The 19,838-nt window shown below is 69.1% G+C and carries 13 protein-coding genes; 5 read left to right on the top strand and 8 right to left on the bottom strand.

All coding sequences use genetic code 11. The features are described 5' to 3' along the window. Positions 1-9: 9 nt before the first annotated feature. Entirely contained in the window at positions 10-2,334 is a 2,325-nt protein-coding gene (locus H036_RS0113585; protein ID WP_017935342.1) for an arylsulfatase, read from the top strand. Between the two features lie 52 nt (positions 2,335-2,386). Here H036_RS0113585 and H036_RS0113580 read toward each other — a convergent pair whose 3' ends face one another. Continuing rightward, positions 2,387-4,432 carry an MDR family MFS transporter gene (locus H036_RS0113580; protein ID WP_017935341.1) on the bottom strand — a complete coding sequence of 682 codons (2,046 nt, stop codon included), beginning with the start codon at positions 4,430-4,432 and terminating at the stop codon, positions 2,387-2,389. Between the two features lie 445 nt (positions 4,433-4,877). Between H036_RS0113580 and H036_RS24480 the strand changes: the two genes are divergently transcribed. Further along, positions 4,878-6,110, top strand: a complete 1,233-nt coding sequence (locus H036_RS24480) for an HNH endonuclease signature motif containing protein (RefSeq protein WP_232421865.1) — start codon at positions 4,878-4,880, stop codon at positions 6,108-6,110. 18 nt (positions 6,111-6,128) lie between these two features. Here the strand turns inward: H036_RS24480 and H036_RS0113570 are convergent, their stop codons facing one another. From H036_RS0113570 to H036_RS0113545, 6 genes are read right to left on the bottom strand one after another with little or no spacing between them, the layout of a single operon-like run. Next, complete coding sequence (locus tag H036_RS0113570; RefSeq protein WP_017935339.1) at positions 6,129-6,932, bottom strand: ABC transporter ATP-binding protein; 804 nt, start codon at positions 6,930-6,932, stop codon at positions 6,129-6,131. Continuing rightward, positions 6,929-7,924 (bottom strand): ABC transporter ATP-binding protein, encoded by a 996-nt coding sequence (locus H036_RS22855; protein WP_017935338.1) that lies wholly within the window; start codon positions 7,922-7,924, stop codon positions 6,929-6,931. Before H036_RS22855 ends, H036_RS0113570 begins: the two co-directional genes overlap by 4 nt. Then, the gene (locus H036_RS22850; RefSeq protein WP_157417355.1) at positions 7,924-8,727 is read right to left on the bottom strand and encodes an ABC transporter permease; all 804 of its coding nucleotides are present in this window, start codon (positions 8,725-8,727) and stop codon (positions 7,924-7,926) included. The genes H036_RS22855 and H036_RS22850 overlap by 1 nt, the downstream gene beginning before the upstream one ends. After that, entirely contained in the window at positions 8,724-9,668 is a 945-nt protein-coding gene (locus tag H036_RS0113555) for an ABC transporter permease (RefSeq protein WP_017935336.1), read from the bottom strand. The genes H036_RS22850 and H036_RS0113555 overlap by 4 nt, the downstream gene beginning before the upstream one ends. 18 nt (positions 9,669-9,686) lie before the next feature. After that, positions 9,687-11,375, bottom strand: coding sequence for an ABC transporter substrate-binding protein (locus H036_RS0113550; protein WP_017935335.1), 1,689 nt, complete (start codon positions 11,373-11,375; stop codon positions 9,687-9,689). A gap of 24 nt (positions 11,376-11,399) precedes the next feature. Beyond that, on the bottom strand, positions 11,400-13,097 hold the full coding sequence (locus H036_RS0113545; RefSeq protein WP_017935334.1) for an amidohydrolase: 1,698 nt from the start codon (positions 13,095-13,097) through the stop codon (positions 11,400-11,402). 99 nt (positions 13,098-13,196) lie between these two features. Here H036_RS0113545 and H036_RS22845 point away from each other — a divergent pair, with 99 nt between their 5' ends. Then, positions 13,197-13,916, top strand: a complete 720-nt coding sequence (locus H036_RS22845; protein WP_017935333.1) for a TetR/AcrR family transcriptional regulator — start codon at positions 13,197-13,199, stop codon at positions 13,914-13,916. Positions 13,917-13,932: 16 nt separating this feature from the next. On the opposite strand, the gene mgtA is transcribed toward H036_RS22845, so the two are convergent. Then, positions 13,933-16,623 (bottom strand): magnesium-translocating P-type ATPase, encoded by a 2,691-nt coding sequence (mgtA, locus tag H036_RS0113535; protein WP_017935332.1) that lies wholly within the window; start codon positions 16,621-16,623, stop codon positions 13,933-13,935. A 475-nt stretch (positions 16,624-17,098) separates the two neighbouring features. Between mgtA and H036_RS0113530 the strand changes: the two genes are divergently transcribed. After that, entirely contained in the window at positions 17,099-17,911 is an 813-nt protein-coding gene (locus tag H036_RS0113530; RefSeq protein WP_017935331.1) for a GAF and ANTAR domain-containing protein, read from the top strand. A gap of 196 nt (positions 17,912-18,107) precedes the next feature. Then, the gene (locus H036_RS0113525) at positions 18,108-19,799 is read left to right on the top strand and encodes a lysylphosphatidylglycerol synthase transmembrane domain-containing protein (protein ID WP_017935330.1); all 1,692 of its coding nucleotides are present in this window, start codon (positions 18,108-18,110) and stop codon (positions 19,797-19,799) included. The last annotated feature ends 39 nt before the right edge of the window (positions 19,800-19,838 follow it).

The raw sequence follows: 19,838 nt of genomic DNA, 5'->3' as shown, positions 1-19,838 counted from the left end.
GAGTGCACGGTGAACGAGGACTTCAACGGCGTCATCCGGCTCGACGTCCGCGATTCAGTTGCGGACTGGACGCCCTACGAGCTCAAGCGCGCACCTGAGGGCGCCCCGAACGTGCTGGTCATCCTGTACGACGACACCGGCCTCGCCGCCTGGTCGCCGTATGGCGGCCGGATCAACATGCCGACGATGGAGCGGCTCGCCGAGAACGGCCTGACCTACACGCAGTGGCACACCACGGCACTCTGCTCGCCGACCCGCTCGACCTTCCTCACCGGCCGCAACCACCACGTCAACCGGTGCGCCACGATCATGGAGGCCACCGACGGCTTCCCGGGCGCCGCGGGCCGGATCCCGCAGGAGTGCGCCACGATCGGCCACATCCTGCAGGAGAACGGCTACTCCACCTTCTGGGTCGGCAAGGACCACAACGTGCCTGAGGAGGACAACGCGCCCGGCGGCAGTCGCTCGATGTGGCCGCTCCAGCTCGGCTTCGACCGCTTCTACGGCTTCCTCGGCGGCGAGACCAACAACTGGTATCCCGACCTGGTCGAGGACAACCACTTCATCGAGCAGCCCTACTCCCCCGAGGAGGGCTACCACCTCTCCAAGGATCTGGCGGACCAGGCGCTGCACATGCTGCGCAACCAGCAGGCCTCCAACCCGTCGAAGCCCTGGTACATGTGGTTCTGCCCGGGCGCCAACCACGCCCCGCACCACGCGCCGGAGGAGTACATCGCCAAGTACGAGGGTGCCTTCGACGACGGCTACGAGGCCTACCGCGAGTGGGTGCTCGGCCGGATGATCGAGCGGGGCATCATGCCCGAGGGCACGGAGCTGACGCCGCTCAACCCGCTGCCCGACGACGTCGCTCTCGACACCGACGAGGTGCGTCGGTGGGAGGCGCTCAAAGACGACGAGAAGCGCCTGTTCTCACGCTTCGCCGAGGTGTTCGCCGGCTTCTCGGAGTACACCGACGCCCAGGTGGGACGCATCGTTGACCACCTCGAGGAGACCGGTCAGCTGGAGAACACGATCATCTTCTACTGCGCCGACAACGGCGCGTCCGGCGAGGGCAGCCCGAACGGCTCGGTCAACGAGAACAAGTTCTTCAACAACTACCCCGACGACCTGGCCGAGAACCTGGCGATGCTGGACAAGCTGGGCAGCGCCGACACCTACAACCACTACCCCACCGGTTGGGCCGCCGCCTTCTCGACGCCGTTCCAGATGTTCAAGCGGTACTCGCAGTTCTCCGGTGGGACGTGTGACCCGATGGTCATCCATTGGCCCCGGGGCATCGCTGCCAAGGGCGAGATCCGGCACCAGTACCACCACTCCACGGACGTGGTCGCCACCATCCTCGACGTGACCGGGCTGGAGATGCCCGACGTCTACCGTGGCGTCGACCAGTTCCCCCTCAGCGGCGTCCCGATGACGTACACCTTCGCGGCCGCCCCTGACGGGCCGACGCAGAAGTCGGCGCAGTACTACGCGATGCTCGGCACCAGGGGGATCTGGAAGGACGGCTGGAAGGCCTCCGCGATCCACGCACCGATCAGCGGCAAGGGGCACTTCGACCAGGACGCCTGGGAGCTCTACCACGTCGCCGAGGACCGCTCGGAGTCGACAGACCTTGCGGCCGAGATGCCGGAGAAGCTCCAGGAGCTCATCGCCGCGTTCGACGCTGAGGCGGAGAAGAACTTTGTGCTACCGCTCGACGACCGCACCCCGGTGGAGCTGGTGAACATCGAGCGCCCTCAGGCCGAGCCGGTCCGGGAACGCTACGTCTACTACCCCGGCACCGCAGCCGTTCCCGAGGGCGTCGCGGTCAGCGTCCGGGGACGGTCGTACAAGATCATCGCCGACGCGGTCCTCGATCCGGGCGCTCAGGGCGTGCTGTTCGCGCACGGCTCCCGCTTCGGAGGCCACACGCTGTTCATCAAGGACAACAGGCTCCACTACGTCTACAACTTCCTCGGCATCCCGCCCGAGCAGTCGTTCGTCTCGGACGAGCTCACGCCTGGCCCGCACACGCTCGGCGTGGAGTTCATCCGCGAGGGCGCCGGGAAGTACAAGGAGTCGGTAGGCATGGCGACCCTCTACGTGGACGACGTGGCCGTCACGACCGGCCCGATGAGGGCCCAGATCGGCAAGTTCACGCTCTGCGGCGACGGGCTCTGCGTCGGGTGGGACAGCGCCGACACGGTCAGTCGGAAGTACACCAACCCGTTCCCGTTCACCGGTGGGCAGCTGCTCGGCGTCGCCGTCGACGTGAGCGGCGAGCAGTACCTCGACCTCGAGCTCGAGGCAGCGGCCATCCTGTCTCGCGAGTAGTCCTGGCGATCGGCCGCCCCGTCACAGGATCAGGCGTGGCGGGGTGGCCGTGTCACGCGAACTCTCGCCGGTGGCGCCCCTCGTACTGCAGCGCCAGCCGCTCGGTCGCCAGCCGCCATGCCACCCGCCCCACGTCGTGACGCTCGGTCTCGTCGAGCGCACGGCCGTACTGGCGCTCGACCTCGCGCACCAGACCGGCATGTACGGCGGTCAGGATCCGGCGCACCGTCGCCGTACCCTCGTCCGTCAGCGCGAAGCCGTCGTCGCCTTCGGTCAGCAGGCCCTCGGAGATGGCGATGTCCAGGCTCGGCCGCAGCACCGACGGCGGGAGCAGGTGGCGATATGCCATCTCCTCGATGGTCGGGGCCTCGTGGTGCCGGTAGGTGTGCACGGCGGTCTCCATGACGGCCCAGACCATGGCGTCGTCCGGGATGTCGTGGCGGGAGAGGATCCGGTCGCGGATCGAGACCGCACGGCGGCTGCGCACAACGCTGACGACCTGGGCCTCCAGCTGCTCGCTGCTGCTGCGGTCGTCGGGCATGCCGAACCCGCGCCCGACCTCGCTCGCGGTAGGCACGACCAGACCACGCAGCGGGACCTGCTTGAGGAAGAGGGCCAGCACCACCGCCAGCACGGCGAGCGGTATCGCCGCGGTGAAGACGACCTGGAAGGAGTCGGCGTACGCCGTCCGGATGATGTCGGCGGCATCGGCGGGGAGAGTGTTGAGTGCATCGGGCGTCGAGATCGCGCTGGGAGCCACCCCGGCTTGAGCCAGCGCGCCCGGCAGCCTGTCACCGAGGGCGTTCGTGTACACCGAGCCGAGCACGGCGGCGCCGAACGTGCTGCCCATGGTGCGGAAGAAGCTCACCGCGGACGTCGCCACACCCAGGTCCGCGTACGGGACCGTGTTCTGCACGATCAGCACCAGCACCTGCATCGACAGGCCGATGCCGACGCCGAGCACGAACATCGCTGACGAGGTCGACCAGACACCTGAGTGCTGGTCGAGCCGGGAGAGCATGAACGCACCGACCGCCATCACGACGCCGCCGACGATCGGGAAGATCTTGTAGCGGCCGGTGGTCGAGACGGTGTTGCCGGCCAGGATCGAGGCGATCAGCAGCCCGGCCACCATCGGGAAGGTACGAACGCCCGAGGCGGTGGCCGAGATCCCCAGGCAGTACTGCATGAAGGTCGGCAGATAGGTCATGGTGCCCATCAGGGCGAAGCCGACGATGAAGCTCAGCACGCAGCTGACGGTGAACACGTTCTGGCGGAAGAGCCGCAGCGGCAGGATCGGGCTGGCCGCACGCGACTCGGCCCAGACGAACAGGCCGAGGGCGACCACGGCACCGACGAACATACCGATGATCTGCACCGATCCCCAGGCGTACTGGGTGCCGCCCCAGGTCGTGCCCAGCACCAGCATCGTCGAGGCCAGCGTGATCCAGGTGATGCCCCAGTAGTCGATGACCGGGCGGCCCTCGCTGCGCACCGACGGGAGCAGCTTCACCGCTGCGACGAGGATGATGATCGCGATCGGGACATTGATGTAGAAGACCCACCGCCACGACAAGTGATCGGTGAACACCCCACCGAGGAACGGCCCGATCACGGTGGTCACACCGAAGACGGCGCCGAGAGCCCCTTGATACTTCCCACGATCACGCAGCGGGATGATGTCGGCGATCATCGCTGTGGCTGTGACGGTCAGGCCGCCACCGCCGAGGCCCTGGATCGCGCGGGCCACGATCAGCCAAGCCATCGATCCGCTGGCACCGGCCAGCGCCGAGGCCCCGACGAAGATGATGATCGAGACCATGAAGAGGGTCTTGCGGCCGTACAGGTCGCCGAGCTTGCCCCCGAGAGCGGTCGCGACCGTCTCCGTCAGCATGTACGCCGTGACGACCCACGACAGGTGACTCGCACCGCCGAGGTCGCCGACGATCGTCGGCAACGCCGTCGAGACGATCGTGCTGTCCAGTGCCGCCAGCAGCATCCCACCCGCGATCAGCGAGAACGCGAGGATCCGTGCCGTGCCCTGCAGGTTGGCCCCGGAGTCCTCCGAAGCCATCTCCTCGACCGTGGTCGCCGTCACGGATGTCACCCTAGCCATGTCCTCGTGGTGGCGGATAGGTCGAGTTTTTCCAGTGCCCACCGCCCGCCGAGCACCGCCCGCCGAGCCAACCGCCGCGAGGGTGCCTGACGTCGACAGGTCACCTTTTGCGGGTTGAGGGGTCAGTTTCGGCGGGTTGAGCGGTCACGCCCGCCGAGCTTGTCGAGGCGCTAACGCCCGTCGAGCTTGTCGAGGCGCTGCGGTTCGCGGGTTGCTGGAGACAGACGAGAAGTGTGGGCCAGTCCCAGCGTGGTTGCGTGTCTTGGCTGGGTTGGGTGCCTTCGCGTCGGTTGCGTCGGGCCACCACGCTTGTGATCGGGTACGGCGAGGATTTAGCGCGGCATGTCCGCGGAAGAGGGTTGTGCTGGCTGATTTGAGTTGATATCGTTCGAATACGTGTTCGAAGCGATTCTCTCGGGTGGTGACCATGCATCAGATCCAGACCACCGTGGTCGCGATCGATGCCGCCCTGAGTCAGGCGGTCGATGCGAATCCGATCTTCCTCTCCACCACCGACAAAGCCGCCACCATCCTCGACCTGCGGCGGCTCCGGGCCCGTCTCGAAGAGCTCGAACTACGCGTCCTCGCCAGCGCCCAGGACGTGGCCGAGGAGATCGGCGCCCGCGACGTGGCGTCCTGGCTCGTCGCCCAGGAGGTGGCCGACAGCCGACCGGCACACGTTGCGCTCGCCCTCGCGCGCGGCCTGGAAGGACGGCCGGTGGTGCGGGCCGGGTTGGCCGCGGGTCGGATCAGTGTGGAGCACGCCCGCGTCATCCTGGACGGACTCGCCGCACTGCCCGAGGACCTGCCTGCCGAGGTGCTCGATCGCGCCGAGGCGCACCTGTGCGACCTCGCCACCCAACACCGACCCACAGATCTCCGCCGCCTGGCGAACCACCTGCTGGAGATCGTGGCACCCGAGATCGCCGAGGCAGCCGAAGCTGAAGCCATCCGCCGCCTCGAAGAGGCCGCGCACGCGAAGGCCACGTTGACGATCAGCGACCACGGCAACGGCATGACCCGCATCCACGCGCTCATCCCCGAAGCCGTCGGCGAACGCCTCCACACCCTGCTCGAAGCCTTCGCCCAACCCCGCGTCGCCGCCCTAGAAACCGACGGCAAAGTGCGCCCCCGCAACCGGCTCTTCGCCGACGCCTTCGCCCAACTCCTCGAATGCGTGCCCGGCGACGGGGTCCCCGCCCACGGCGGGGACACCACCGCCGTGATCGTGACCATCCCCATCGAGTACCTGCACAGCGAGCTCGGCATCGCCCAACTCGGCGACACCAACGTCCCCGCCGGAGAAGCACGGCGACTGGCCTGCACCGCCGCGATCATCCCCTACGTCCTCGGCGGCCAATCCGAACCACTCGACCTCGGCCGAGCCAGACGACTCTTCTCCCCAGCCCAACACAAAGCACTCAAGATCCGCGACCGGCACTGCCGCGCCGAAGGCTGCACCGTCCCCGCAACCTGGTGCGACGCCCACCACGAAAATCCCTGGAGCCGAGGCGGCCCCACCGACCTCACCAACGCCGCCCTCCTCTGCGGCCACCACCACCGCAAAGCACACGACCCGACGTACGAAACGATCCGGCTCCCCAGCGGCGACTACCGCTACCGCCGCAAGATCCAGACATCCCTCCATGCCCGCAGGTAGCCGGAGCGGCCGATCGAATCACCGTGCGACGGGCACCCAGCCGGGGCGGGGGGTCGAAGCGAGCAGCAATTGTGTGTACTCATGCTGTGGATCGCCGAGAACGGCGTCGACCGTTCCCGCCTCCACGACCTGGCCGGCACGCAGGACGACCACGTCGTGGGCGATCTGACGCACGACGCCGAGGTCGTGGGTGACGAAGAGGTACGCCGTGCCAAGGTCACGCTGCAGTCGATTGAGCACGTTGAGCACCTGCGCCTGGACCGAGACGTCGAGCGCTGAGACCGCCTCGTCCAGCACCAGCACTTCCGGCCGGGTGGCGAGTGCCCGTGCGATCGCGACCCGCTGCCGCTGACCTCCCGACAGGGACCGCGGCACGAGATCTGCATGAGCCTCGCCGAGCCCCACCAGATCGAGCAGCTCGGCCACGCGTGCCGGCCGCTGGTCACGCGGGACCCCTCGAAGGGCGGCCGCCTCCAGCAGTGCCGCGCCGACCCGTTGCGTCGGGTCCAGCGTGGTGTAGGGATCCTGGGGCACCAGCTGCAGCTGTCGTCCGCGACGACTCCGGTCGCGCGCCGACCGGGCCGCGACACTGCGGTCCTCGCCGCACACGACCGCACGTCCCGACGTCGCCGAGGCGAGGCCGCTGAGGATCGCGCCGATGGTCGACTTCCCGGCCCCCGACTCCCCCACCAGCGCCGTCGTACGGCCGCGCCTGACCTGGAACGAGACGTCGTCCACCACCACGGGCCCGGTGCCGTAGCACTTGACCAGATGCTCGACCTCGACCACCACGTCGTCGGTCGGCGTGCAGGGCTCGCTCATCGCACTTCCTCTTCGCGTAGCGGCAGCTCGGCATCGAGGACGCCCGCGACGACCTCCTCGGCGCGATGGCATCGCACCCGGCTGCCGGCGATCAGGCGCTCCTCGGGCAGCTCGGTCGCACACCGTTCGACGGCAACCGGACAACGCGAGGCGAACGGACATCCGGGACCGGTCGCCGACGCCGACACCGGCGTCCCTGGTACGACGGGGATCGTGTCGAGCCGCCGGGTCAACGGTGGCCGCGAAGCGAGCAGACCGCGGGTGTAGGGATGCACCGGCCGGGAGGCGATGTCCGTGGCGGAGGCGGTCTCGAGCACCTGTCCGCCGTACATGACCACGATCCGGTCGCAGACGGCGCCGGCCAGGTCGAGGTCATGGGTGACCAGCAGCATGGCGGTGCCTGCCTCGCGACGCAGATCGCCTGCCAAGGCGAGGACGTCGGACTGGGTCGTCACGTCCAGCGCCGTGGTCGGTTCATCGGCCAGGAGCAGACGCGGGCGCTCCATCAGCACCGACGCGATCATGACGCGTTGCAGGAGCCCTCCGGACAGCTCGAACGGGTATTGCGCCATCCGTCGCTCGGGATCGTGGATGCCCATCCGCCGCAGCATCGTCACTGCGCTCGTCCTGGCCGCGCCAAGGTCGCTGCCGGTGTCGCGGGCGCGCTCCACGAGGAAGCTCTCCACCGGGTGCATCGGGTTGATCGCCGCACGGGGATCTTGGAAAACCATGCCCAGGCCACGGCGATGGGATCGCAGCCGACCGCGCGAGAGTGCGAGCGCATCGGTGCCGTCGAACAGTGCCTCCCCGGTGGTGCTGGCGTTGTCGGGCAACAGCCGGGCGAGGGCACGCAACGTCATCGACTTCCCCGAGCCCGACTCCCCCACCAGGCCGACGGCCTCGCCGGCAGCGACGTCGAACGACACACCGCGCAGGATCGGTACGTCCCCGATCGTCAGGGCCAGGTCCCGGTACTCGACCAGCGGGCCCATCAGCGCTCCTCCCCGGAGATCTTCGACCCGAGGACGAAGAGCGAGAGCACCGTCGCGACGATCATCACGGCGGCCGAGACCACGCCGATCGGATGCCCCTGGTAGATCGCGTCGTGATCGTTGACCAGCACTCCCCAGTCGGCCTGCGGCGGCTGGACGGCGAGCCCGAGGAAGGACAGCGCCGCGAGATCGAGAAGCGCATAGGCGAAGGCCACCGTGGCCTGCCCGGCCAGCAGCGGCGCGAGGTTCGGCAGCATGTGCCTGATGTTGATCCGCGTCGCGCCGTGGCCCTGCACCGACAGCGCCTGCACGTACGGCAGCCGCCGCTCGCGCTCGGCCGCAGCGGAGCTGAGCCGGCCCACGTAGGGCAGGTAGGCGATCGCCAGGGCGACGACCGCCGAGCGCAGCCCTGCGCCGAAGGTCGCCACCATCAAGATGCCGAGCAGCAGCCCCGGGATCGAGAAGAGGACGTCGAAGACGCGGTTGATCACAAATGCCACCGAGCCGCCACGCCAGGCGCTCAGCAGCGAGAGCGGTACGCCGACGAGCAGCGACAGAGCGATGATCAAGGTCGGGCCGAGCAGGCTGGTACGAGCTCCGTAGACCAGCCGCGAGAAGTTGTCGCGGCCGGTGCCGTCGGTGCCGAGCCAGTGCGCGGCGCTGGGTCCGGCGTGCGTGGCCAGGAGGTCACCGGTGTTCGGGTCGTGCTGCGTGATGAGCGGCGCGAAGATCGCCATCGCGACGAGCAGCGTCAGCACCGTCACCGCTATCCAGCCGGACAGGCCGAGCCTGGTCCTGCTCATCCGCTCACCGCCGCGCGCACCCGCGGGTCGAGGGCCGCGACGATCAGGTCCGCCGCCAGGTTCAACAGCACGAAGGCCGCCACGACGATCAGCGCCACCGCCTGCACCACTGGGAAGTCCTTCTGCTCCACCGACGTGATCAGCAGCTGCCCCAGCCCGCTGAGCCCGAAGGCCTGCTCGACGACCACCGCGCCTGCGACGAGCCCGGCGACCTGCAGTCCCGCGACGGTCACGACCGGGCCGGCGGCGTTGCGCACCACGTGGCTGCGCACCATCCGGGCCGATCCGATACCGCGCATCCGAGCCGTGACGACGTGCTCGGACGCGAGCTCCTGACGCGCGCTGGCCCGCATCACGCGGGAAAGCATGCCGCTGGAGATGACCGCCAGCGCGACCGCGGGGAGGGTCAGGCCGCGCACCCACCCGCCGAATCCGTCGGCGAGCCCGTAGGCCGGGAACCAGCCGAGCCTGACCGCGAACAGGCTGATGAGTAGACCCGACGCGACGAACGCAGGGACTGCGGTGGCCACCGAGGTCACGGCGGTGACGGTGGTGTCGACCCAGCCCGGACGCAGTGCGGCCAGCAGGCCGCTGCCGAAGCCCACCACGAGGATGAGCAGCGCCGCATAGGCGACCAGGGACAGGGTGACGGTCGCCGGATGTCCCAGCAGGGAGGTCACCGGCTGCTGGTTGATGAGTGAGGTGCCGAGATTCCCGGTGAGCACGTTCCCGAGCCAATCGAAGTAGCGGACGAAGACGTTCTGATCCAGCCCCATCGCATGACGGACCTGGGCCTGAACCTCAGGGGATGGTGGCCGGCTGCCGAAGAGCACCTGCTCCGGGCTGCCGGGCGCGAGGAAGACGCTGAGGTAGACGACCATGCTCGCCACCAGGAGGGTGACGGCGACGCCGACCAGGCGTCGGAGGAGATAGCGCGACATGGTGGGTTCAGCGCCCGCTCACTTGCCGCCGATGGCGGCCGCCCAGGGCGAGGTCATGTAGGAGAAGGTCAGGGTCGCGCCGGTGAGAGCGTCGTTCTCAAAGACGACGGCTCGCGGCTGCACGATCGGGATCGCGGGAAGGCCTGTCGCCATCTGGTCCTCCGCCTTGAGCACCAGCTGCGCCCGGGCCGTCGGATCGTCAGTGGCGTCCGCCTGCGCGAGCGCCGCGGAGGCGGTCGGGTCGTCGTACCCGCTGAAATTCATCGTCCCGTACTTCGAGGCGACGAGCTGGTCGAGGATCGCCGGCTCGGGCAGCTCGATGTAGTTCTTGGTCAGGATGAGGTCGTAGGGCGCGCGTGCCTTGGCCGAGGAGAACAGCGAGCCGTACTGCTGGATCGGGATGGCAGTGATCTTGAGGTTGAGGCCGATCTGCTGCGCCTCCTGCTGCACGACGGTGGCGATCTGCTGGCTCTCGCTGTCTCCCGACGGGTAGCCGAACACGATCGGGGCCTTGCCGACGCCCGACGCCTTCACCTTCGCCGCGGCGTCGGCGACATCCGTGCTGATCGTGGCCTTGTCGTACGCCGCTTGGTAGGTCTCCTTCTCGTAGCCGAAGACGCCTGGCCCCGAGACCTTGTAGAGCGGGTCGGCGGCGCCGTGGAAGACCGAGGTGGCGATGCCGGATCGGTCGATCGCCTCGGAAAGCGCCTGCCGCAGTCGCGGATCGGCCGTCGGCCCGGTCTCCTTGGTGAAGAGGAGGTCGTCGTTGATCGGCGTCGATCCCTTCTGACCGATGTAGATCTTGCCCGAGCCCGCGTTCTGCAGGGCCGCGATCAGGTTGCTCGGCAGGGTGAAGGCTCCCTGGATGCTGCCGCTGGTGAGGCCGTTGACGATCGCCTGCGGATCGGTCGGGTAGACCAGCGTGAAGGTCGCGGCCAACGCGGCATGGGCCGAGTCCCAGTAGGTCGGGTTCTTCTTCATCACCAGCTTGCTGGTGCCGTCGTAGGACTCGAACGCGAACGGCCCGGTACACATCACCCCCACCTTCGGTGACCCGAACGATCGGCCGGCGTTCTGTGCGAACGCCTTCTCCACCACGGCGGCGCCGAGGGTGGCGAGCCCGTCGACCGCGGAGATCGAGTGGTTCTTCATGGTCAGGGTCACCTGCGACGGACCGGTCGCCTTGACGTCGGTGATCATCGCGAAGCTGCCGTAGTAGTTGGAGGCGTACTTCGGGTCAAGGTTGCGGCCGATGCTGTAGGCGACGTCGGCGGCGGTCATCGGCTTGCCATCCCAGAACTTCACGCCGCTGCGCAGGTTGACGACGAGATGGTGCGCGTCGGCGTACTTCCACGACGTCGCCAACCCCGGCTTGAGCGAGTAGTCGGGCTCGACCCTGATCAGCGGCTCGCACATGTTGGGGATCGTCGTCTCCTCGGGATAGTCCGCCAGCCCGATCGGGTCGAGGGTCACCGGCGCGCGGTAGCCGCCGTCCCAGGTCACCGCGGCGACCGGCTTGCTGGCCGTCCCGGTGGTGACCTGGTCGGCGCCGATGCTGGAGACGGCCTTGCCCGATGGGCCCGACGAGTCGTTCCCGCCGCCGGAGCAGCCGGTGAGGCCGGCGGTGAGAGTGCCGGCGAGGAGCACGGCGCCCGCAGCTGTCAGGCTGCGTCGCGCGGAGGTTGCGGTGATGGGGTGAAGGGACATGGCTACTCCTAGGCGGGCTGCGGTTCAGCGCTGGAAGACGAGACGGCCGCCGACATAGGTGCGCTGCACCCGCGTCTCGCAGATCTCGTGGGTCGGCAGGTCGAACGGGTTTCGGTCATGCAGGACGACGTCGGCGGCCTTGCCGACCACGAGGCTCCCGGCGACGTCGTCGAGTCGTGTCGTCCAGGCGGAGCCGGCGGTGTAGGCGGCGAGAGCGACCCCGAGCGGGAGCGCGTGGTGCACGCCGAGCGGCTCCGCGCCGAGGGGAGCGCCTGGCCCGATCCGATTGACCGCGACGTGGATCCCGGCCCAGGGATCGGGCGAGCTGACCGGCCAGTCGCTGCCGGCGACGAGCGTGGCGCCGTAGCGGAAGAGGTCGCCGAACGGATATTGCTCCTGGCCGCGCTCCGGTCCCATGAAAGGCAGCGTCAGCTCGTCCATCTGCGGTTCGTGGCAGCCCCACAGCGGCTGCATGTTCACCGCCGCCCCCAGCAGCGGGAACCGCGGGCGGTCGTCAGGGTGCACCACCTGGAGGTGCGCGAGCTGGTGGCGGCGGTCGGCCGATCCGTTGGTGGCGGTCGCGGCCGCGATGGCGTCGAGCGCGAGTCGGACGGCCCGGTCCCCCAGCGCGTGGAAGTGAATGCCGAAACCGGCCGCGTCCAGTGCCGTCACGGCCTCGATGACGAACTCCGGCTCGAAGAAGGTCAGGCCGATGCCGCCGCCGTGTCCGTCGTGCACGCAGTACGGGTCGAGCATGGCCGCAGTGAACGTCTCGGCGACGCCGTCGAGCATCAGCTTGATCGTCGGCGCCGAGTAGCGCGCGGCCGTCTCGTCCACCGCCCCTGCTGCCGTGGCGGGTAGGACGGCGGCGAGCGCCTGCTCCCGGCTGGCGATGTGCCGTGCGACCTGCGCCTCGATGTCCGGCTCGTCCCGCTCGAACCAGAGCGCACCCGCGACGCGTGCGCTGAGCCGGCCGTCGGCCTGAGCGGCGAGGTAGGCCTCGTGCAACGACGCCGGACCGACGGAGACCATCGCGTCCTGCCAGCCGGTGATACCGAGCCCGTGCGCATACTCCTGGGCAGCCTGGAGGCCGGCAGCCAGGATCTCGGCGGTGACGGGCGGAAGCACACGCTCCACCAAGGTCATCGCCGCCTCGTGCAGCGCGCCGGTCGGGTGGCCATCACCGTCACGCGTGATCACACCACCCGGAGGGTCGGGGGTGTACTGGTCGATGCCGGCGAGTTCGAGGGCACGGCTGTTCGCCCAGCCGGAGTGGTGGTCGCGGTTGGGCAGGTACGCCGGGCGGTCCGGGACGATCGCGTCGAGCAGATCCTTGGTCGGCAGACCGTTGGGGAAGGCCTCCATCGACCAGCCGGCTCCGAGCACCCAGAGACCCTCGCGTCCCGCCGGGGTGGCGAGGTAGGCGCGCAGGAGCTCGGCGTACTCCTGCGTCGTCGTCGCGCCGCTCAGGTCGCAGCGGGTGCGCTCGATGCCGCCCTGGATCGGATGCATGTGTGCGTCGATGAACCCGGGCGTCACCAGTGCCCCATCGGCATCGACGACCTCGTCGGCCGTTGCGACCAGATCAGCGACCTCCGCGTCGCCGCCCACGGCCACCAGACGGCCGTCACGGAAGGCGAGCGCGCTCGCCCAGGACCGGGCCGCATCGGCGGTGAAGACAGCGGCGTTCCGGATCACGGTGGTCTGGCTCACATCGGGCATGCAGGCAATCAAAGCCGTGCCCATTGCTGTTGTCAACGGCGTGGACAACAGCAATGCGTTACGATCCTGTGACGCCAGGGAGATCCCGGAGGAGAAGCAATGGCCAGCGACCGCACCACCACCGCCCGCCGCACGCGCAGCGCCCGTGCATCGGCCCTGAGCACCGACTCGATCGTCGACAAGGCCCTGGAGTTGTTCGAGAGCTCCAAGTCGACCGACATCTCGATGCGCCGCCTCGGCGAGGAGATGGGGGTCGACCCGACCGCCTTCTACCGGCACTTCCGCGACAAGGACGACCTGATCCTGGCCGTCTGGGACCGCGTCATGGGCGAGCAGATCGACCTTCTGCGAAGGCAGGCGACGGGCCTCAGCTGGCGCGAGAAGCTCAAGAACATCGCGATGACCGCCTGGACGCACGCCCAGCGCCATCCCGTCCTCTACAGCCAGTGCTTCGCTCGCGTCACCGGCGGTCGACACGAGCGGGAGCTGGTCGAATCACTCCTCGCGACGCTCTCGGGGGCCGGGCTCGACGAACAGGAGACGGTGCTCTACTACCGCGTCTTCGCCGATGCGCTGCTCGGCGGGTGCGCCTCGATGACCAGCGTGCTCGCCCTCGAGCCCGAGCTCCGCGAGAAGGACGCGACCGCATGGTCGCGGATCTACGCCGTGCTGCCGCAGGAGGAGTATCCGGCGGCGCGCGCGCACGGTGCCGAGTTGGCGAGCGTAAGCGAGGATCGGATCTTCGAGACCATGATGGACGCCATCCTCGATCGCATCGAGGGCGCCATCGCACGGGCAGCGGCCGAAGCCACCCCCTGACTCAACGCCGCCGGCGTCAGCCCGAACGTCGCGCCGAGGTGACGGTTCGAGCGGGCCGACGGAGTCGGCCGACGCTGAAGCGGGCGGCGCGGCGGCGCAGCGCGCGGGCCTTGGTGTAGCGACGCCGCGGTCGGGGGTGGCTGGCCGCCATCCGGTAGAAGATGAGCTTGCCGGCCTCGATGAGGATGAGGTAGCCGATGACCATCGCGGCCAACGCGGCGAAGAACGCTGCGGGCAGCGGGCTGAATCCGAGGGTGTGAGCGAGCGGCGTCAGCGGCAGCACGGCACCGATGACGACGACGCTGACCGCGGCCAACGCGAGCGGCAGGCTGGGATGGCTGCGGAAGAACGGGACACGGCGGGTGCGGATCGCGAAGACCACCAGTGTCTGGGTCGCCAGCGACTCGACGAACCAGCCCGAGCGGAACTCCTCGGCCCCGGCATGGAAGATCCACAGCATCACTCCGAAGGTGACGAAGTCGAAGACGGAGCTGAGCGGGCCGAAGAAGACCATGAAGCGGCGGATGAACGCCAGGTCCCAGTGAGCGGGGCTCCGCAGCTGTTCCTCGTCGACGCGGTCGGTGGAGATCGCGAGCTGACTGGAGTCGTAGAGCAGGTTGTTGAGCAGGATCTGGCTGGGCAGCATCGGCAGGAACGACAAGAAGAGGGACGCGCCGGCCGCCGAGAACATGTTGCCGAAGTTGCTCGAGGTTCCCATCAACACGTACTTGATGGTGTTGGCGAAGATCCTTCGTCCCTCGGCGACACCATCAGCGAGTACGTCGAGGTCCTTCTCCAGGAGGATGACGTCGGCAGCGTCCTTGGCGACGTCGGTGGCCGAGTCCACGGAGATGCCGACGTCGGCCGCGTGGAGGGCTAGCGCGTCGTTGACTCCGTCGCCGAGGAACGCGACCGCACCACCGGTCTTGCGCTGGGTACGGACGATGCGAGCCTTGTCCTCGGGGCTGACCCGCGCGAACACGGTCGTGCCTTCGATGGCTCGGGCCAGGGCGACGTCGTCGAGGGCTGCGACGTCGGCGCCGGTCAGCGCAACGCCGTCGCTCAGGCCGAGATCACGACAGACCTTCACCGCCACGGCGGGGTTGTCCCCGGTGACGACCTTGACCGCGATGCCCAGCCTGGCCAGCCTCTGGAGTGCCTTGCCCGCGTCCGGCTTGGGTGGGTCCAGGAACACCAGGAACCCGATCAGGTCCAGGTCGTGCTCGTCAGCAGTCGTCAGCGGGTGGTCGATGGGGACGGTGCGGGTGGCGACGGCGATCACCCGGTTCCCGGCGGCGAACTCGGTTGCCAGCGCGGTGCGGGCTGATGGGGAGACATGGAGGCAGCGCTCGAGCACAGCCTCCGGCGCGCCCTTCGTCACCAGCGTCCGACGCTGGTCGCTTCCTTGGACGAGGACGGAGACCATGTTGCGCTCGTGGTCGAACGGTAGAACGCCCAGCCGGTGGTAAGCGGTGACGTCGGCGAGTTGGGCGGCCACGTCGGGTGCCGCCCACAAGGCCTGGTCCAACGCGTTTCCACCCACCGCCGTACCGTCGGCGGCGATGTTCTCGGTCGCGACCAGCCCCCACCGGAGCACAGCCTGGGTCTGGCAGGCGGCCGGTGCACCGTCGGCTGCAACAGCGCGGGTGTAGTCGATGCGGCCGGCGGTGAGGGTGCCGGTCTTGTCGGTGAATAGCACGTCGACGTTACCGAGGTCCTCGATGCAGACCAGGCGCTTGACCAGGACCTTGAGTCGGCTCATCCGCCGCGATCCGGCGGCGAGGCTGCTGGAGACCACCGCCGGCAGCAGCTGCGGGGTGATCCCGACGGCGATCGCCAAGGAGAACAGCAGCGCGTCCATGATCGGTTTGCTGAACGCCACGTTGAGCACGAAGATCGACGTCGTCAGTGCCCCGGCCACGTAGACCAGCAGCATCGAGAACTTCCGCAGTCCGACCTGGAACTCGGTGTCGAGCTGGTGGGTGGACAGGCCGACGGCGATCTTGCCGAACTCGGTGCTGGTCCCCGTCGAGACGACGACGCCGCGTCCGCTACCCGCGTTCACGACGGTCCCCATCAGGGCGCAGTCGGTCATCTCCGCCAACGGCGTCGCGCCGGCCACAGGGTCGGTGTTCTTGTCCACAGGCAGCGACTCGCCGGTCAGCACCGACTCGTCGCAGGCGAGACCGGTCGCGCCGATCAGCCGGAGGTCAGCCGGCACGATGTCGCCCAGCCGAAGATCCACGAGATCGCCGGGGACGAGCTCGGTGACATCCACCGTGCTGCGGCTGCCGTCCCGCGTGACAACGGTCTCGTGATGGATCTGATCGTGGAGCGCCTCGGCCGCCTTCTCGGCGCGATACTCGTTGACGAAGCCGAGTCCGACCGACAGTGCGACGATCACGGCGATGATGACGGCGTCGCTCTTCTCCCCGACGAAGTACGACGCGAGCGCTGCGGTCAGGAGCAGCGCGAGCAACGGGGACCGGAGCTGGTGCCACAGCACAGGCCAGAACCGGGCGCGGTGCGAGGAGACTGCATTCGGTCCCCATCGGGCCCGTCGCTCGCTCACGTCGGTGCTCGACAGCCCGCGCGCATCACTGCTCCCGAGACGGTGCAGCACCTCAGTCGCCGGAAGGCGTGAAGCAGCACCGACGTCCCGGGGCGCCGATGATGTGCCGGCCTGGGCCGGTGCGGCGATCGTCATGCCGGAGCCTCGGTGCTCGGCCGACGCGCCACACGGGTCGTCGTGCCGACGACCGCGGCCTGCGCGTGGCCGCCTAGGGGCGCTGACTGCCGACGGCACATATCGGCGCATCCTTCTTCGTCGAGGGATCCTCGACCGCGGTGTCCGATTCGATGAAGGCGTACGGCGACGAGCGGTGGGCTCGGCGAGGTCAGCGGCGGGGGCGGCTGCACTCTTCCGGACTGGCTGGAGTTCTCAGCACGTTCGACGCTACACCGCGCCTCGTTGCCGCCGGAGGGCGCGAGAGCGTGTCCTCGCGGTTCCGATCGGGCCGCTGCGGTCGGGGTGACCGGCCCGCCCGACGGAAGCAGCAGGCTCCTCGACGGCCCGTGCGGGACGGCTAGAGTGAGTTCAGCTGAACCTCGTGACGAGCCCGCCGCGGGAAGATCTCCAGACCGGTGCGCTGCGTGGGCCTGGCAGCAGAGCGAGGTTGGGAATGGGCGAGTCGAACGGCCGTGTGGAGTGGGAGGCCGCTTACCCGCCCTTGTCCTCCGAGCAGGAGGCGATGGACGTGGCCGACCTCCAGACCAGTCTCGGTCGCTTGGCCGGCCTCGTCGCCGGGACGTTGGGGCTGCCCGAGTTGCTCGAGCGAGTGGCCACCTTTGCTTCCCAGGCGATCCCCGGCGCGGACGGGGCCGGAGTGACGCTGCTGCGGCTGGATCGACCGGACAACCGGGTCGCGGCGCTCGCCGCGAGTCACCCCTTCGTCTCCGAGATCGACGAGATCCAGTACGTGACCCTCAACGAGGGCCCGTGCATCACCGCAGCCCTGGAGGCCCGGACCGTGCGCTCCGGGTCGCTGGGCGGGGAGAAGATGTGGCCCAGGTTCGGCCCCAGGGTGGGGCGGTTGGGCATCCACAGTGCGCTGTCGCTGCCGCTGCTGCTGCCCGGGCAGGTCGTCGGCGCGATCAATGTCTACGCCCACGGCAAGGATGTCTTCGACGATCATGCCGCCGAGCTGGGTGAGCTGTTCGCCGCACCGGCCGCGGTCGCTGTCCACAATGCGCAGGTGCTGTCCCAGGCCCTTGAGCTGACCAACCAGTTGCAGACCGCCCTGACGACGCGACCGGTCATCGACCAGGCCATCGGGTTGCTGCGGGGCCGCACCGGCGGCACTGAGGACGAGGCCTTCGCCACGCTGCGCAAACTGAGCCAGTCCGGGCACACCAAGCTCGCCGACGTCGCCAAGCAGATCGTCGACGAAGCAGTCCGTCGCGCTCGTGCCCAGCACGCCGACCCCAGGACATAGCCGGCCCACCTCGACGCAGACCGAACACGCGCGGCCGCCGCGCTCCGGAGCAACCGCGTAGGCTCGGGATCAGGAGACACCCGGACGAGGGACCTGCCCCCGCTTCCACCCTTCTCTCCCCCCGCGCCGCGCCATGCAGCGCTCGGCTCGTGCTCGCGACCAGGTGCCCAGGAGCGCCACGGGGAGCAGACCGCCCGTGATCATCTCTCCAGCCCTGAGCGCCGAGTTGGCGCTGTTGACCCAGGCCCTCGACCTTCCTGGTGTTGACGTCGCCGAGACTCTCACCCGCCTAGCCGCCGACTCCCGGACCGCAGCCGGCTCCTACCTCGGCCTGTCCGTGGCGATCACCGCCGACCGGACGGCGTTCGCCTTCACCGTGCTCGACGACGGCGTCCGAGCCGACCACATCCGAAGCTCACTGCTGGTGCCGCTCACGGTGGCCCCGGACGAGAACGGCGCCGTGGATGCAACGACGTCACCGGCGTCGCTCACGCTCATCTTCTATGCCGCCACCCCGGGCGCCTTCATCGACCTTGCCGCCGACCTGGCGTGGCTCACTGGGCTGGCCCTGTCCGACGTCCGCCTGGACGAGCACCGCACGCTCCCGCCGAGTCACACGCCCTCGAAGCACCTGAGGGCGATGGCGACCATCAACCAGGCACTCGGCGTGCTGATCGGACAAGGCGCGACACCAGACCAGGCCGAGCGCGACCTCGCCGCGCGAGCCGCAGAGGCCGGCATCGATCTGCCAGCGGTGGCAACCCTCGTTCTCGCGGCCCTGCAACCGACCGGCCCCGCGATTGCCCGGCGACCAGTGCCTGAAGGCGTCAGCTCGCGTCGGTGGTGGGCGTGGCTGCGCAGGATCGGGCTGATGCTCGTCGCCTTGGCGCTCATCGAGTACCTGGCCGTGCCGCAGATTCTGAGGGCCAGTCACGACCTCACCCTGTTGACCGATGCAGAACCGTGGCTGCTCGTGGTCGCCCTCGCTCTTGAGCTCTGCTCCCTGGCCTCGTACACCGCACTGACCCGTGTCGTCCTGCCAGCGGGCGTACGCCCGGGCTTCCTGGACCAGTTCCGCATCGACCTCACCGGGCTCGGCGCCAGCCATGTCCTACCCGGCGGCGGCGCGTCTGCCGCGGCACTCCGGTTTCGCCTGATGACCCGGTGGGGGGTCCCCGCGCAGGAGGCCGCCTCGACAGCCGCGGTGGAGACGGCGTTGGTCTTGATCGGCCTCGTCGCCACCTTCGCAGGCGGAGTCGCGCTGGCGGGTACGGGCATCGTCAACCACCCGGGGTACGCAGCCGCTGGAACGGCCGCAGCGCTCGTCCTGATCTTGGTGGGGCTGGGTATGTGGTCGGTCGCGACCCGCCCGAACAAGCTGCATCGGCGCTCCCCGCAGCGCCTGCGAGCGCCTTCACGGGTCGGAACCGGGTCGGAGCGCGCTTGGCAGGTGATCGCGCACCTGGCCAGCACTGTCGCCGAGACCGCCCGGGCGACTGCGGGCCGAGCCGTCGTCCTGATCCGGGAGCCGGATCACCGGATCCCGTTGTTCGGCTGGGCGCTGGGCAACTGGCTCTTCGACGCCGCCAGCCTCTGGGTCTGCCTGCGTGCCTACGGGATCGACCTGCATCCGGGAGCACTGTTGATGGCCTACGGCGCAGCCAACCTGCTCGGGCTGCTGCCCGTGACGCCTGGGGGGCTGGCCATCGTCGAGGGCGTCTTGATCCCGGCGGTCGTCGCTCTCGGTGACGTGTCGGTCGCGCCCGCGACACTAGGTGTGCTGACCTGGCGGCTGTTCGAGTTCTGGCTGCCCATTCCCATCTCAGGGCTCACCTACCTCAGCCTCAGGGTGCAAGGGGGGCTGCCCGACAAGTCTGGGGCCGCCTGACCGGTGCCGTGCGGATCGCCGGTGTAGTGTCGAAATTGC

It is taken from the genome of Nocardioides sp. Iso805N (genome assembly GCF_000364605.1).
Lineage (GTDB): Bacteria > Actinomycetota > Actinomycetes > Propionibacteriales > Nocardioidaceae > Nocardioides.
The sequence above is the reverse complement of the archived record's forward strand: the minus strand, read 5'-3'. Positions and strand labels throughout refer to the sequence as shown.

Coding starts and splice junctions, on each gene's coding strand:
- H036_RS24480 (WP_232421865.1), top strand. CDS start 4,878: ATGCATCAGATCCAGACCACCGTGGTCGCGATCGATGCCGCCCTGAGT.
- H036_RS0113570 (WP_017935339.1), bottom strand. CDS start 6,932: ATGAGCGAGCCCTGCACGCCGACCGACGACGTGGTGGTCGAGGTCGAG.
- H036_RS22855 (WP_017935338.1), bottom strand. CDS start 7,924: ATGGGCCCGCTGGTCGAGTACCGGGACCTGGCCCTGACGATCGGGGAC.
- H036_RS22850 (WP_157417355.1), bottom strand. CDS start 8,727: ATGAGCAGGACCAGGCTCGGCCTGTCCGGCTGGATAGCGGTGACGGTG.
- H036_RS0113555 (WP_017935336.1), bottom strand. CDS start 9,668: ATGTCGCGCTATCTCCTCCGACGCCTGGTCGGCGTCGCCGTCACCCTC.
- H036_RS0113550 (WP_017935335.1), bottom strand. CDS start 11,375: ATGTCCCTTCACCCCATCACCGCAACCTCCGCGCGACGCAGCCTGACA.
- H036_RS0113545 (WP_017935334.1), bottom strand. CDS start 13,097: ATGCCCGATGTGAGCCAGACCACCGTGATCCGGAACGCCGCTGTCTTC.
- H036_RS22845 (WP_017935333.1), top strand. CDS start 13,197: ATGGCCAGCGACCGCACCACCACCGCCCGCCGCACGCGCAGCGCCCGT.
- mgtA (WP_017935332.1), bottom strand. CDS start 16,623: ATGACGATCGCCGCACCGGCCCAGGCCGGCACATCATCGGCGCCCCGG.
- H036_RS0113530 (WP_017935331.1), top strand. CDS start 17,099: ATGGGCGAGTCGAACGGCCGTGTGGAGTGGGAGGCCGCTTACCCGCCC.